Consider the following 14,338-nt stretch of genomic DNA (forward strand, 5'->3'; position numbering starts at 1 on the left):
GTATGAGGGGGATGTGACGCGTGTGTTCAGGGCGCGTAGTCGGGCGCGGCCGGCAGGCCGAAGAACTCCTCGAGGGTCGAGACCCCGGTGGTGTGCATCTCGGTGGCCAGCGGCACACCGACCCAGCGATAGTGCCACGGCTCGAACTCGTAGCCGGTGACGGGGGTGCTGCCATCCGGATAGCGCAGCACCCAGCCGAAGCGGTAGGCGTTCGCGGCGAGCCACTGGCCCGCGGTGGTGTCGGCGAAGCAGCGGCCGTCGGTGGAGCATCCGGAGACCGTGTCGAGGATGTCCATCGCCATGCCGGTCTGGTGCTCGCTGTAGCCGGGACGGGCGCTGGTGAGATCGGCGCCGGCGGTTCCGAGCTGGTTCACGTAGTAGTCGTAGGCGCTCACCTGCACGCTGTAGGAGCGGTAGCCGCTCTGCGCCACGAGCTGCACGCCGATCTCGTTCAGCGCGGCGTGGAACATCTCCTCGAGACTCGCCGCGGCATCCGCCCGCATCTGGTAGCCGTTGGGGTTCGGCATGTCGGCCGGCAGGTCCACGAGATCCGGCGGCACGTAGTCGGCGCCGTTCTGCAGCGGACGCAGCTTGTTCACCACGACCCATGGGCTCGTCGGGTCGTCGATCGAGAGCGCCGCCTTGTCGAAAGCCGCAGGCGGCGGGGTGGGCTCGGGGGTGAAGGCGGGTGCAGGGATGTCGGGAACGCTAGCAGACGGCGTCGCGGTGTCGCTGGGGGTCGCGGATGCGCCGACTCGCGTCGACGAGACCGGCGCGGCATCCAGCGCCCCGCCTCCGAAGCCCCACACCCCGGTGGCGAAGAGCGTGCCGGTGGCCACGACCGCCGCGACGACGAGGGTCGCGACAGCGGCCGCGATCGCTCGGTTGCGACGTGTGCGACGCGCGCGTTCGCGACGCATCCGCTCGGTGGTCCTCGACACCGGGCCAGCCTAATGCGCGAAGCACAGAAGAAGCCGGAGGGGCAAGGGTTGTGAGAAGACGGTGAGCTTCCCGTTCGGCAGGCTCTTCGGCGACTGACCCGGCCGACTGCAGCGCCGGGATCAGAGGAGCTCAGCCCGACGGAATCCCAACTCGCGCTGAGTTCGGCGCAGCGGTGACCCGTCGAACGGCAACGCGGACAGATCGACCGAGGTCGCGGCAGCCAGCGCTACGGCGTTCGCCGATGCTGCAGCCCTTTCCGGCAGTCCGATCGACGAGGCGAAATCGCGCCAATGCCGAGCCTTCAGCCCGCGGGTTCTGCCTCCGACCGGCAGCGCCAGGCTGTCGTCGCCGTAGAGCAGGGTGCACGGGACGCGCCGCCGCATGCAGATGCATCGCCTCGTTTCGCACCAGATGCGGGTAATCGACGGGATCGAGCTTGAGGATGTAACGACCTCGCCTCGTCGCGAGGGGCGTGCTGATCCTCTGGGCGCTGAGCTTGTCTTGCACTCCCGGAAGGGCGTGCCGGTCGACCTCGTCGGCAAGCGCCATGAAGTCGAGCTCGCCGATCTCCCCCGATCCGGAAGAGCGTTTTCGGCAACATCGTGCCGAAACGGACGATATCGGACAAGATCCGCGACGAGCCATGCCAGATCGGCAGGATGCTGACGCAAAGCGGTCTACTTGCGGCGAGCCCAGATCGTGGTGTCGGAGGGGAGTCCGGGGCCGGACCGGTCGTGCAGCGGCGCGCTCGCGAGGATCACCTCGAGCGAGCCGTCCAGCGCGACCGAGGCCTCGCCGAAGTTCGTGATCGACCAGAAGTCGCCCCGACGGAATACGAGCACCGATGGCGACCCCGCCATCGCATCCGACCACTCCAGGCCTTCCGATTGCAGCTCCGGCGACTCGCGCCGGATGGCGAGGCTCCGCCGGTAGAGCGCGAGCGTCGAGAGCGGATCGGCATCCTGGGCCTCGACGGTGAGCGACGCCCAGCGCGCCGGTTGAGCCAGCCACGGCGGCGCGGCGGCGTTCTCCGGCGAGAATCCGAACGGCGGCTGTCCGCCCGCCCAGGGCAACGGTACGCGGCATCCGTCACGCCCCGGATTGGTGCCGCCGGAGCGGAAGAACATCGGATCCTGCAGCGACGCGCGATCGAGGTCCTCGACCTCCGGCAGGCCCAGCTCGTCGCCCTGATAGATGTAGAGCGAACCGGGGAGCGCGGCGATCAGCAGCGCCGCCGCCCGGGCCCGGCGGAGCCCGAGCGCCGCATCGCTCGGCACGCCCCAGGCTTTCGACTCGAACGCGAACGAGGTGTCGGCCCGGCCGTAGCGGGTCGCCGGGCGGGTGACGTCATGGTTCGACAGCACCCAGGTGCAGGGCGCGCCGACACCCTCGTGCGCGGCGAGCATCAGCTCGATCGAGGCCCGGAACGCAGCCGCGTCCCACGGCTGCGTCATCAGATCGAAGTTGAAGGCCGTGTGCATCTCGTCGTCGAGGTAGCGTGCGAAGCGGTCGGGCTCCGGCAGCCACACCTCGCCCACCAGCACCCGCGGCTCCGCATACGAGTCGGCGATCTCGCGCCAGCGGCCGTAGACCTCGTGCACCTCGTCGCGATCGAGGTTCGGATGTCTCCCCACGTCGTGCGTGCCGTCGTCTTCGGGCAGCGCGGGATCTTTCATGATGTGCGCGGCGGAGTCGATCCGGATGCCGGCGACCCCGCGATCGAACCAGAACCGCAGGATGTCTTCGTGCTCTCGCACCACATCCGGGTGATTCCAGTTGAGGTCGGGCTGCTCCGAGGCGAACAGGTGCAGATACCACTCGCCCGGCGAGCCGTCGGCCGCCGTCGTGCGGGTCCAGACGTCTCCGGCGAAGTTGTTCTTCCAATGCGTCGGCAGATCGTCGCCGTGGGGTCCGCGCCCGGGGTGAAACCAGAACCGGCCCCGCTCGTTCGAACCGGGCGCCGCGGCGAGCGCCTCGGCGAACCACGGATGCGCAGCGGAGACGTGGTTCGGCACGATGTCGACGATGGTGCGGATGCCCCGCGCGGCGGCATCCCGGATCAGCGCCTCCGCCTGTTCGAGCGTGCCGAAGGCCGGGTCGATCTGCCGGTAGTCCTCGACGTCGTAGCCGCCGTCGGCGAGCGGCGAGCGATACCAGGGCGTGAACCAGATCGCATCGATGCCGAGCGATTCCAGGTAGGGCAGGCTCTGCCGCACCCCCTCGAGGTCGCCGACACCGTCGCCGTTCGCGTCGCGGAAGCTCCGCGGGTAGATCTCGTAGACGACGGCGCTCCGCCACCAGTCGGCGTCATTCGCGCGAGGCCCACTCATCCCTTCAACCCCGAATGCGCGAGGCCCTCGACGAACTGCTTCTGCGCGATCAAGAACACCACGAGCACCGGCACGACGGTCATCGTGGCGGCCGCCAGCTGGGTGTTCCACATCTCGCCGCCGTAGGCGTCGGTGTAGCGCGTGAGCGCCTGGGGCAGGGTGAACAGCTCGGGCGAGGTGATGTACACGGTCGGTTCCAGATAGAGGTTCCAGGAGGTGAGGAAGGTCAGGATGGCCACGGCCGAGAGGGCGGGCTTGGCCAGCGGCAGGCAGATCCGCCACCAGATACCGAGCCGGCCGAGCCCGTCGAGGCGGGCAGCCTCCTCCAGTTCGCCCGGCAGGGCGATGAAGAACTGCCGCATGATGAAGGTCGCGAGCACGCACGGGGCGGCCAGCGCCGTCACCAGGATGAGCGGCCAATGCGTGTTGATCATGCCGACCTGCTTGAACATCTGGAACAGCGGCACGATCGTCACCTCGCCCGGCACGAGCAGCCCCACCAGCACCACCAGGAACAGCAGGTTGCGGCCGCGGAACCGGATGCGCGCGAACGCATAACCGGCGAGGCTCGACACCAGCATCGTGATGCCGGTCACCAGCACCGCGATGTACACGCTGTTGAAATACTGACGCGCGAAGGGCTGGAACTCGAACGCCTCCACATAGGCGTCGAAGGTCGGTGACGCCGTGAAGAGCGTTGGCGGAGAGGCGAAGATCTCGTTCAGCGGCTTGACCGACGACGCGATCATCCACACCGTCGGCACCACGAAGGGCACCGCCAGCACGACGAGGGCGAGGTAGAGCACGATGCGGCGCGCGAGCGCGACGCCGGTGAGGCGGGGCCTGTTCTCAGTCTTCATAGAAGACCCACTTCCTGCGCAGCTGCCACTGCAGAACGGTGAGCAGCAGAACGAACGTGAGGAGCATCAGTGCGAGAGTCGATCCGTAGCCGATGTCGTTGAAGTCGAAGGCCTGCTGGAAGACGTAGTAGACCAGCACGGTGGTGGAGAGTCCCGGCCCACCCTCGGTCAGCACGGCGATCTGGGCGAAGGCCTGCAGGGCCCCGACGATCGTGATGATCGCCGTGAGCAGCACGGTGGGGGAGATGAGCGGCAGCGTGATCCGGGTGAAGATCGCGGCGTTGCCCGCCCCATCGATCCTGGCCGCCTCGTGCAGCTCTCTCGGCACGCCCTGCAGGGCGGAGAGGAACAGCACCATGTTGATGCCGACGCTCCGGATGACCTGGGTCACCACCACCGCGATCATCGCGGTCGGGCCCTCCTGCAGCCAGTTCGGCCCCACGACGCCGATCTGCGCCAGGAGGCCGTTGATACCGCCGTTGTCCTGCAGCAAGAATCCCCAGACCAGGGTCCAGGCCACCACCGACACGACCACCGGGGAGAAGAACAGGGTGCGGAAAAGCGTGACGCCGCGGAACCGGCGGTTGAGCAGGATCGCGAGCGACAGCCCCAGCGCGATGTTCAGCACCACGACTCCGCTGGAGAAGATCGCGGTGGCGCCGAGCACCGCCGGCAGCTGCGGGTCGTCGAGGAGGGCGGCGTAGTTCTCGCCGCCCACGAACTGGAGCTCGCCGCTGAAGATGTTCCAGTCGTTGAGGCTGTAGTAGATCGCCAGGCCCACCGGCACGAGCACGAACACGAGCACGCCGACGAGCTGCGGGGCGATGAAGAGGTAGCCGGTGAGGGAATCGCGCCGGGCGAGATTCCAGAACCGGCGCCGGGTGGGTCGCTCCCCCCGTGGGGCATCCTGGGATGCCCCACGGTCGGTCGAGCGAGTCATGGTCGAGGTCAATTCGCCAGCAGCGGTTCGATGGCGGTGCACACCGAGGTCAGCACGGTCTTGACGTCGGCATCCGGCGTCCACATCGCATCCAGGGCTGTCTTGCCCTTCTGAGCGATCTCCGCCGGGCTGGTGTGGTTGGGCAGCGTCACCGCACCGGGCAGCTGATCGACGACCACCGTCTGGAGCTGCTCGGCGGTCAGTTTCGTGTTGTTCTCGGCGAGCTTCTCTCCGGTGAGCAGGGATTCGCGGGGCGGCGGGAAGTACTGCGCCAGCAGTGCCGCGTTCTCCGGATCGGTCAGGAACGCCAGGAACTCCGTCGCCTCCTGGGTGTGCGCACTGGACTTCAGCACGCCGACGCCGGCCTGGCCGAGCACCGAGTAGGAGCCCGCCGGTCCTGTGGGCAGCGGATACACGTCGACGTCGAACGAGCCGTCGAGCAGCGAGGCACGCGAGACCTGGGCGATCGTGAACGCCGAGTCGCCGGCGAAGAAGTCGGCCTTCGTTCCCGGGCCCGGCATCGACTTGTCCACGTAGATCGCGTCGTGCAGGAACTGGAAGGCGTCGACCATCTCGTCGCTGTCGAAGGTGCAGGTCGTGCCGTCTTCACTCCACGCCGAGGCACCCCATCCGGTCCACACCGTGGCCAGGGTGTTCCAGGCGGAGTAGTCGAAGTCGCGCACGACGAAGCCGCCCTTGCCGGTGGCTGCATTGACCGCCGAACCGATCGCCGACACCTGGTCCCAGCTGAGGTCGGCGGTGTCGAGGGTCTGCCCCGCCTGGGCCAGCAGATCGTTGTTGACGTAGAGCGCGAACGGCGAGTTGGAGAACGGATAGGCGTAGAGCTGGTCGTCGGCGGTGAACTGGGCGGTGGCGCTGTCGAGCAGGTCGTCGTAGTTCCAACCCGGGGTTCCCTGCAGGGTCTCGGTGAGCGGCACCAGGGCGCCGGAGTCGATGAGATCCTTCGAGAGATCGCCCATCCAGGCGAGATCGGGCGAGTTGCCGCCGGCGATCTGGGTGGTGAGCGTGGTGTTGTAGTCGGCGAAGGGGAGGCTGTCGAAGGTGATGGTGCCGATCTCCGGGTGGTCGGCCTTGTAGGCGTCGGCGATCGAACCGAACAGGGCCAGCTGGTCCTCGTTCGAGGTCCAGACCGTCATCCGCAGATCGACGCTGCCCGGGGCTGCGGTGGTCTGGGCGGGAGCGGCGGGTTCTGCACTGCAGCCCGTCGCCACCACCGCGAGGGTGGTCGCCAGTGCGGCCAGGCCGACCAGCTTCTTTGCTGTGTTCATGCGCTTTCTCTCTCTAGTAGCCGAGGATCTCGGGCCAGTGGATTTCAACCCCCGCCTCGACGAGGCGGGTTTGGAACCGGTGCACCAGTTCGGGGTCCGAGACGACGTCTCTCGGGGTCAGGGACTGCTCGAGGCAGAAGCTCGCGAGTTCACCGGCGGATTCGCCGACGTTCCACTCCACGGGATGGAGGCGGTACGCCCCGTTCGTGATGTGGGTCGTGCCGATGTTCTTGGCGGCGGGGATCAGGTTGCGCGTGCGCACCGGCACGAGGGCGCCGAGCGGGATCTCGAAGGGCGCGCACTCGACGTCGATGTAGTTGTCGCCGCCGGTGGAGGGATGCAGGTCGATGCGATACATCCCCACCCCGACGGAGTCCGGGAAGAGGGCCGGGCCTGCATCGCCGCGCACCTCCACCGAGACATCCTGTTCCACCACGGTGGTGACCGCGGCGATGCGCCGCGACTCGCGGATGTAGGGTGCCTGCGCGAAGCCGTCGTCGGATCCGGCGACGTCTCCCCGCAACCGGAGTCCCGGCCAGCCGTAGCCTCCGTCGGGTCGGGGCGCCTCGGTCTGCAACCAGTAGAAGTAGGCGCGGGCCTGGGCTTTCGCCTGGGTCAAGTGGAAGGCGCGGTCGGGGGTGTCGATCACCGATCCGCCGAGGTAGTCGAGCTGCGGCCAGTTGGCGAGCACGATGTCGCTCTCGTAGCTTCCCGGCTGGAAGTTCTCCCGGGCGACGATGCGCCGGAACTCCCAGAGATCCTGGTCGCCGGCGTCGAAACGCGGGTCGCCGTCGACGTGCCCGTCGATCGGGGGATTCACCTGCAGGGTGCGCTCCTCCGGCTCGAGCGTGCGCGGATTGGGGGCGGTGAACGAGAGCATCGGTCCGCCCCAGAACGGTGGGGCCTGCTCGAGCCAGTGCTCGTAGTCGTCGGGCCGGTCGATGGTGTGGTCGCCCTCGACGTGATCGAACACGAAGCACCAGGCGATCGACTGCACGTTCGTCGGATCGGCCACTTGCGGCGCACTGGGTTCCCCGGTCTGGGCGCGCGACTCGGCGCCCACGACGTACTCGGTGCCGGTCAGCGGGAGCAGGTCGCCGGTTTCGGTGGCGTCGAGCACCATCGCCGCCTCGACCACCAGTTCCTCGCCCGTGCCGGTATGCCGGAGGGTGACGGACTCGACCCGGTCGGCCACGACCACGGCGTCGACCGGAACGTAGGGCTGGAGCACCGTCAGGCGTCCGCTCGACCGGTGCGGCGCGAGCAGCTGGGTGATCACCGCTGCCGCGACGGTCGGCTCATGGCAGAGCCTGCTCACCCGGCCGAGTCCGGGATTCAGCCGGGATTCGCGGCGAGCGGCATCCGTCAGCGGATAGAAGTCGCGGTAGTACCGGCGGATGCCTTCTCGCAGGGCGCGATAGCTCGCCGTCACGCCGAACTGCTCCACCCAGATGTGCTCGTCGGGCGGCACGGCCTGCGAGGTGAGCTGACCGCCGAGCCAGGGGAACTCCTCGCTCAGCACGACCCGGTGCCCGCGCCGGAGCGCCGCGAGAGCGCCGGCGACTCCGCCGAGGCCGCCGCCGATGATCGCGATGTCGGCCGAGAGCATGCGTGCGCTCACGAAGCGGAACCCACCGGCACGAGCGTCTCGCCCAGTTCGAGGGTGCCGTCGAGCAGCAATTGGGTGTCGAGGCCCGGCCACTCGTCGGCCGGCGTGGCCACCAGCTTCTGCAGCAGGTTCAAGGCTTCGGCGGCGACCTGCTGGCGCGGCGTCTGGAAGCCCGTGAGCACCCGGCCGCCGATGCTGTGGCCGCGCACCTCACCGAGTGAGGCGAGGGACACCGATCGGGGCAGGTCGATTCCGGCCGCGGCGAGCGCGAATGCCACGTCTTCGGCCAGGAAGGTGTCTTCGGCGAAGATGACGGTCGCCCCGCCCGCGGCGACGGCGGCGACGGCCGCCGACACGTCGTCGTCGGCCACCGCCACCGGGGTGAAGTGCAGCGTGCCCGACTCGGTGGCGGCCACGATCTGCCCGCGACGATCGCGAGCCGTGGGGCTGTCGCCGTCGCGGTGCACGTAGACGCCCTCGCGGTGGCCGAGCTCCACGGCTCGGCGGATCAGCCCATCGGTCAGCGTGACGTAGTCGATCCCCACATAGGGCACCCGGGCGGTGGTCTCGTCGCGACGGCCGACGGCGACGAACGGGAAGCGCTCGTCGACCAGGCGTTTGAGGTCGTCGCCGTCCATGTCCTGACCGAGCAGGATGCAGCCGTCGGCCAGGCGGAGACGGGTCTTGCGGTGGAAGAGAGTGCGCCGGCCGTCTTCGACCGGCGAGCTGGTGAAGAACAGCAGGTCGCAGCCGACCTCCTCGGCGGCGCGCTCGATCCCGTTCAGCAGCGGACCGTAGAAGTCCATGCTCTCGGGTGACAGCGCAGGCTCGTAGGTGAAGACACCCAGGATCTGGTTGTCGAGCCCGGCCAGCCGGCGCGCGGCCGGATCGGCGACGTAGGTGGACTGCTCGATGGCCTGCTTCACCCGCTCGCGAGTGGCGGCGGGAATCCGCACGTTCGAACCGTCACGATCGTTGAGCACCATCGACACGGTGGTCTGGCTGACGCCCGCGATCCGAGCGATCTCCTTCTGGGTGACGTTGCGCGTCTTCGGTGACATGCGATTTCCAATCACGAACTGATAATGCCTATCTGCAGGATGCGCAGCCGACGCTAATGCGTATCTTCAGATTCCGCAAGTCGTCTTGACATCCGCGTCCATTTGTCCGCAAGATGAGTACAGCCCAAGTGATAATAGGTATTATCACCGCGCCTTCGAGTCAGGAGAGACGATGACGTCCACCGAACGATCCGGCATTTCCCGTCGAGGCTTCCTCGGCGCCACCTTTGCGGCCGGGGTGCTCCTGGTCGCCGAACCGAGTCCGATCCGGGCGTCGGCCGCAGCCGGCGACGTGAGTCTCAGCGCCGGTGGCATCAGCATCCTGGCGAGCGTCGGCGGGCGCATCGCCATCCGCAACGGGTCCTCGGTCATCCGCTCACAGGGGTCGAAGTTCCAGATCAAGGACAGCGTCGCCGGAATCCAGCTCTCCACCGGGGGCACACCCTCGCTCGTGACCCTCGCCGACGGCTCGCCGGGTATCCGGATGGACTACGTCATGCCCGCGGCGGCCGGCGCCGTCAGCGTCTACGGCCTGTTCTGGGTGTCCACGAACCACGCGCACCTCGAGTGGCATGTCTCGGGGCCGTCGACGCTGATCCCCGACGGATTCCTGTTCAGCCGCGCCATCCTCACCCCCAGCGAGCCCGACCGCTTCGTTCCGATCACCGACTGGGTGCGCGATGCCGGAGGCGGCATCCCCTACGAGGAGACCGCGGGCATCGCACACGTGTCGAGCTGGGGCGCGCAGCACGGCATGTTCCTGCTCGAGCGATCGAAGCAGGCGTGGACGAATTCCACCTGGATCCACTCCCCCGGAGTGCTCCAGGCCGACGGGAGCTACCTCAGCCAGGCCGAATTCTTCTTCAGCGACACCCGCCCCTCCGCCACCGCCACCATCGGCACCAGCCGGCAGCTGGGCGTGGAGATCTGGACCGACCAGGCCTTCAACATCTGGGAGACGGCCGGCGAGCCGATGTCGCTCACCGCGCTGGTGGCGAACGGCAGCGACGCCGCCCGCGACGTCGAGCTCTCCTGGTGGGTGCGCGACTACGACGGAACCGTGCTCGCCACCGAAGCCCTGGTGGCGAACGTGGCCGCGGCCTCAACCTGGCAGCACACCTTCAGTCTCCCGGCACCCGCCCAGGGGATCGCCCTGGCGGAGGTGTCCGCCGCATCGGGCGCCGACGTGGCGTTCGCGCGCACGACTCTCACAGTGCTGCCGCCGCAGCAGCATCTGGCGGGCGAAGCCAGCATGTTCGGAATCGCCAACTACCCGTGGCTGCAGGTTCCGTCGGCGGCGGCTCTGCTCGACCTCTGGCAGAAGGTGGGCATCAACTGGGTGCGCATCGCCTATGAGGGCGGGCCCGGACTGCCGCCGTCGGCCTTCGATGCGCGGGGCATGTTCCACAACCTGGAGCTCCAACCGTCGCTCGAGGTGAGCGACACCGACGCCGCGAACTGGGCCGCGACGAACCTCGCGACCGCGGTGGCGGCCGGCGCCCGCTACTTCGAGGTCGGCAACGAACTGAACCGGCCGTTCAACACGGGCGTCGCCGCCCAGGCCTACATCGACAAGGCGCTCCGTCCCGTCGTCGACCAGGCCGCCGCACTCCCTGCTCCGCCGAAGATCCTCAACAACGGGCTGGCCGGCATGGACAAGCCCTGGGTCGAGAACTTCCACGCCGCGGGAGGCTGGGATCTCATCGACGGCTTCGCCTATCATCCGGGCCGCGGCAACTTCACGCCCGACTACGTGCCGCCGGCGGGGGACTGGGAGGCGGGGCCCACCGGGAGCTACTGGAACTTCTACGGCGGTCTGCTGCAGCTCAAGGAGCTGATGGCGGAGTACGGCGAGAAGGAGATCTGGCTCACCGAGGCCTATGCCTGCACCCGCCCCAACGGCTGGTGGAACGACACCTACCGGCACGCGGCCGAGAACGTGCTGCTCACGCTGGCCCTGGCGAAGGCCGAGGGCGTGCGGGCCGTGTGCTGGTATCAGTTCCACGACAGCGTGCTCGGACAGCCACAGGTGGCCGACCCCGAGAACGGGGAATACCACTACGGGCTGATGAACCGCGACGTCAGCGCGAAACCCTCGCTGCTCGCCTACGCCACCGCAGCCCGTGTCTTCGATCAGGCCGACTTCCTGGGCTGGCTGACCTTCGATGACCCCGACCTGAAAGGTCTTCTCTTCGACACGCCCGAGGGCGAGATCGCCGTGCTCTGGAGCCGCGCCGACGGCTACATCCTCAACCCCGACCATGACCCCGACGACCCGCACTTCGCCTCTCCGGAGGTGTGGATCGACCCGTGGCCCACGAAGACGAACGTGACGGTGAGCACGGCGGGCGACTCCGCCACCGAGTTCGACTCCATCGGCCGGAGCCGCGCGTTGACCGTGTCGGGTCGCATCACCACTCTCGTGCTCGACGGTGCACCCCGGATCTTCCAGGGACTGGCGCTCTCCGGGCCCACGGAGGGAGCGCTCTGGACGAGCGGACCGGTCACCGCCCAGGCGCGGAACGTCGCGACGGGGGTCGTCTTGGCCGTGACGGTGACGAACACCGGCACGACGCCGGCCGACATCCGCATCACCACCCCGTTCGGCGAGAACAAGTTCACCAAGGTGCCCGGCGGAGCTTCCGTCGCGCAGGAGTACCCGACCGGAGGCGCTGGGATCGCGGCCGGGCAGGTCACGGCGGCCGTGTACCACTGGAACGACGGCAGTCCCCGCTACAGCCGGCACACCGTGGACTACGGTTCTTTCGACTCGCGATCCTGGCTGGCGGGCTGATCCGGCGGCCCCCGATGGCGCGCGATCGTTTCGAGTTGAGAAGTACCGTGCAGCGGGTGTAACTTTGCAGTCTGCGCAAACTTCGCGCGGTCTCCCCTTCTCTCGCCTGAGGATCTGCATGTCCCGCACCAATTCGTCGTCCGAACGCCGAGCCAAGGCCTCCTCCCGCGAGATCGACGCCGGGGCGGTGATGTCGCACCGCCAGATCATGTTCGTGATCTTCGGCCTGATGGCGGGCATGTTCCTCTCGGCCCTCGACCAGACCATCGTCGGAACCTCGATCCGCACCATCTCCGACGACCTCCACGGCTTGAGCCTGCAGGCCTGGGTCACCACCGCCTACCTGATTATGTCGACCATCAGCACGCCGATCTACGGCAAGCTGAGCGACCTCTTCGGCCGGCGGCCGCTGTTCATCATCGCGATCACGATCTTCCTGGTGGGCTCGCTGCTCGCCAGCCTCTCGACCTCGATGTTCGAGCTGGCCGCTTTCCGCGCCATCCAAGGTCTCGGCGCCGGTGGTCTGATGGCGCTGCCGCTCGCCATCATGGGCGACATGCTGGCACCACGCGAGCGCGCCAAGTACCAGGGGTACTTCCTCGCCGTGTTCGGCATCTCGAGCGTCATCGGGCCGCTGATCGGCGGGCTCTTCGCCGGTGCCGACCAGATCCTCTGGATCACCGGATGGCGCTGGGTGTTCCTGCTCAACGTGCCGATCGGCATCGTGGCGCTCATCATCGTGCTGCGCTTCCTGCACCTGCCGAAGGGCGAGAAGCGCGCCGTGCGGATCGACTGGTGGGGTGCGGTCGCCGTCATCGTCGCACTCGTGCCGCTGCTCCTCGTGGCCGAGGAGGGCCGCGACTGGGGCTGGGGATCGGCCGGTGCGATCGCCTGCTACGTCATCGGCGTCGTCGGCGTGATCGCCTTCATCCTGATCGAACGCGTCATGAAAGACGACGCGCTCATCCCGCTGAAGCTGTTCCGGTCGGCGACCTTCTCGATGGCCACCGTGCTCGGTGTTCTCGTCGGGTTCGGCATGTTCGGTGCGCTGCTCACCATCCCGCTCTTCCTGCAGCTCGTCGTGGGCGCCACACCCACCGAGAGCGGCCTGCTCCTGCTGCCGCTGATCGTGGGCTTGATGATCGCGTCGATCACGAGCGGCCAGATCATCGCGCGCACCGGCAAGTACCGGGCGTTCCCGATCATCGGCACCGGGCTCATGAGCGCCGGGTTCTTCTACTTCACCTTCGTGACGGCCGACAAGCCGGTCTGGTTCCTGATGATCGGCATGCTGCTGATCGGTCTCGGCATCGGCCAGCTGATGCAGACGCTCACCATCGCGAGCCAGAACTCCGTGGGCCTGCGCGACATGGGCGTGGCGACGAGCGCGTCGACGTTCTTCCGGCAGATCGGTGGAACGCTCGGCACGGCCGTGCTGTTCTCGGTGCTGTTCACGCGCATCCCCGACACCATCAAGGCCGCGTTCGCCGACCCTGCCATCTCCGACGCGGTGAAGGCCGCTGCGGCCGACCCCGCCGTGGCCGCCGACCCGAAGAACACGCAGATCCTGCAGCTGCTGCAGGAAGGGCAGAGTGGAAACACGGGCGCCCTGACGGGATCGCTGAACGGCGACACCTCGTTCCTCAATGCGGCCGACCCGCGCTTGGCCGATCCGTTCCTGGTCGGCTTCGCGAACGCGACCGTCACGGTGTTCTGGGTCGCTTTGGCCGCGTCGCTGCTGGCGTTCATCCTCGCCTGGTTCTTCAAGACCCCGCCGTTGCGCGCGAAGTCGGCGCTGCAGGAGGCGGCCGATGACGCGGCGGTCAGCGCGGCTCTCGCGGCGGAGGAGATGGGCGCCATGGTGGCCCCCGACACGGCCTCGGTGCCGGCCCAGCGCCCCGCCGACACACCCGCGACCCCGCCGAAGAGCGAGTAGCACCCCGCGACGGCATGTCGTCGTAATCCGAGCGTTTGTCATGTTCGGGAGAACCGTGCGACAGTATCCGCATGAAGAACTCCAGCATCGATCCGGCGCGCTTCGAAGCGTGCCTCGGCCGGCCGGTGGACTCTCCCGACGTGGAACGGCTTCTGGCCGATCTCGGACTGACCGTCCTGCCGCAGCTGTCGAGTGAGGGATATGCGCGCGTCGAGCTGCCCGACCGCGGCGTGATCATGTCATTCAGACCCGAAGCGGCGACGAACAGCCGCCTCAAGCTCACCGGCATCCAGTTCTATTCGGCGGTCGATGGATTCACGGCATACGCGGGCCCCCTCCCCCGCGGCCTGACCTTCACCGATGATCGCGATGAGGTGCTGCGCAAACTGGGCGCGCCCACCAGGAGCATGCCCGACTTCCATCTCGACAACTGGGTGACCGACGGCCGCCTGATCTCCGTACAGCAGCGTGACGAGGGCGGCATCGGCCACGTTCTCCTCGGATTCCCGCGGGGCACGACCTGAGGCACGCTCGCGATCGACTGAGTCCCGACCGCTGACCTGCCTCCCGCGGCCCG

Annotated in this window: 11 protein-coding genes; 3 read left to right on the plus strand and 8 right to left on the minus strand. The window is 68.2% G+C overall.

Annotation, left to right across the window (positions count from 1 at the left end):
• Window positions 1–26 precede the first annotated feature (26 nt).
• From BLW00_RS04820 to BLW00_RS04855, 8 genes are all read right to left on the minus strand, one after another.
• On the minus strand, window positions 27–941 hold the full coding sequence (locus tag BLW00_RS04820) for a M15 family metallopeptidase (RefSeq protein WP_139256628.1): 915 nt from the start codon (window positions 939–941) through the stop codon (window positions 27–29).
• Window positions 942–1,061: 120 nt separating this feature from the next.
• Window positions 1,062–1,325: a hypothetical protein gene (locus BLW00_RS23345; protein WP_175494140.1), complete on the minus strand. Its 264-nt coding sequence runs from the start codon at window positions 1,323–1,325 to the stop codon at window positions 1,062–1,064.
• A 294-nt stretch (window positions 1,326–1,619) separates the two neighbouring features.
• On the minus strand, window positions 1,620–3,272 hold the full coding sequence (locus BLW00_RS04830) for a glycoside hydrolase family 13 protein (RefSeq protein ID WP_092549930.1): 1,653 nt from the start codon (window positions 3,270–3,272) through the stop codon (window positions 1,620–1,622).
• Window positions 3,269–4,132 (minus strand): carbohydrate ABC transporter permease, encoded by an 864-nt coding sequence (locus BLW00_RS04835; RefSeq protein ID WP_092549933.1) that lies wholly within the window; start codon window positions 4,130–4,132, stop codon window positions 3,269–3,271. The genes BLW00_RS04830 and BLW00_RS04835 overlap by 4 nt, the downstream gene beginning before the upstream one ends.
• Complete coding sequence (locus BLW00_RS04840) at window positions 4,122–5,072, minus strand: carbohydrate ABC transporter permease (protein WP_092549936.1); 951 nt, start codon at window positions 5,070–5,072, stop codon at window positions 4,122–4,124. The genes BLW00_RS04835 and BLW00_RS04840 overlap by 11 nt, the downstream gene beginning before the upstream one ends.
• Before the next feature lie 8 nt (window positions 5,073–5,080).
• Window positions 5,081–6,361: an ABC transporter substrate-binding protein gene (locus BLW00_RS04845; protein WP_092549939.1), complete on the minus strand. Its 1,281-nt coding sequence runs from the start codon at window positions 6,359–6,361 to the stop codon at window positions 5,081–5,083.
• A gap of 13 nt (window positions 6,362–6,374) precedes the next feature.
• Complete coding sequence (locus BLW00_RS04850) at window positions 6,375–7,982, minus strand: FAD-dependent oxidoreductase (RefSeq protein ID WP_245741269.1); 1,608 nt, start codon at window positions 7,980–7,982, stop codon at window positions 6,375–6,377.
• On the minus strand, window positions 7,979–9,031 hold the full coding sequence (locus BLW00_RS04855; RefSeq protein WP_092549941.1) for a LacI family DNA-binding transcriptional regulator: 1,053 nt from the start codon (window positions 9,029–9,031) through the stop codon (window positions 7,979–7,981). Before BLW00_RS04855 ends, BLW00_RS04850 begins: the two co-directional genes overlap by 4 nt.
• Window positions 9,032–9,203: 172 nt before the next feature.
• On the opposite strand from BLW00_RS04855, the gene BLW00_RS04860 reads away from it, so the two are divergent.
• The 3 genes from BLW00_RS04860 (at window position 9,204) to BLW00_RS04870 (ending at window position 14,285) form a co-directional block, all read left to right on the plus strand.
• Window positions 9,204–11,825, plus strand: a complete 2,622-nt coding sequence (locus BLW00_RS04860) for a hypothetical protein (protein ID WP_175494141.1) — start codon at window positions 9,204–9,206, stop codon at window positions 11,823–11,825.
• 190 nt (window positions 11,826–12,015) lie between these two features.
• A complete protein-coding gene (locus BLW00_RS04865) occupies window positions 12,016–13,761 on the plus strand; it encodes an MDR family MFS transporter (protein ID WP_092551987.1) in 1,746 nt (581 codons plus the stop codon).
• 71 nt (window positions 13,762–13,832) lie between these two features.
• Window positions 13,833–14,285 (plus strand): hypothetical protein, encoded by a 453-nt coding sequence (locus BLW00_RS04870; RefSeq protein ID WP_092549944.1) that lies wholly within the window; start codon window positions 13,833–13,835, stop codon window positions 14,283–14,285.
• Window positions 14,286–14,338: the final 53 nt, after the last annotated feature.

Source organism: Herbiconiux ginsengi, assembly GCF_900107435.1.
GTDB classification, from domain to species: Bacteria; Actinomycetota; Actinomycetes; order Actinomycetales; family Microbacteriaceae; genus Herbiconiux; species Herbiconiux ginsengi.

Excerpts from the sequence above, each read along its gene's own strand:
- BLW00_RS23345 (WP_175494140.1), bottom strand. The coding sequence starts at position 1,325 with ATGCGGCGGCGCGTCCCGTGCACCCTGCTCTACGGCGACGACAGCCTG.
- BLW00_RS04830 (WP_092549930.1), bottom strand. The coding sequence starts at position 3,272 with ATGAGTGGGCCTCGCGCGAATGACGCCGACTGGTGGCGGAGCGCCGTC.
- BLW00_RS04835 (WP_092549933.1), bottom strand. The coding sequence starts at position 4,132 with ATGAAGACTGAGAACAGGCCCCGCCTCACCGGCGTCGCGCTCGCGCGC.
- BLW00_RS04840 (WP_092549936.1), bottom strand. The coding sequence starts at position 5,072 with ATGACTCGCTCGACCGACCGTGGGGCATCCCAGGATGCCCCACGGGGG.
- BLW00_RS04845 (WP_092549939.1), bottom strand. The coding sequence starts at position 6,361 with ATGAACACAGCAAAGAAGCTGGTCGGCCTGGCCGCACTGGCGACCACC.
- BLW00_RS04855 (WP_092549941.1), bottom strand. The coding sequence starts at position 9,031 with ATGTCACCGAAGACGCGCAACGTCACCCAGAAGGAGATCGCTCGGATC.
- BLW00_RS04860 (WP_175494141.1), top strand. The coding sequence starts at position 9,204 with ATGACGTCCACCGAACGATCCGGCATTTCCCGTCGAGGCTTCCTCGGC.
- BLW00_RS04865 (WP_092551987.1), top strand. The coding sequence starts at position 12,016 with ATGTCGCACCGCCAGATCATGTTCGTGATCTTCGGCCTGATGGCGGGC.
- BLW00_RS04870 (WP_092549944.1), top strand. The coding sequence starts at position 13,833 with ATGAAGAACTCCAGCATCGATCCGGCGCGCTTCGAAGCGTGCCTCGGC.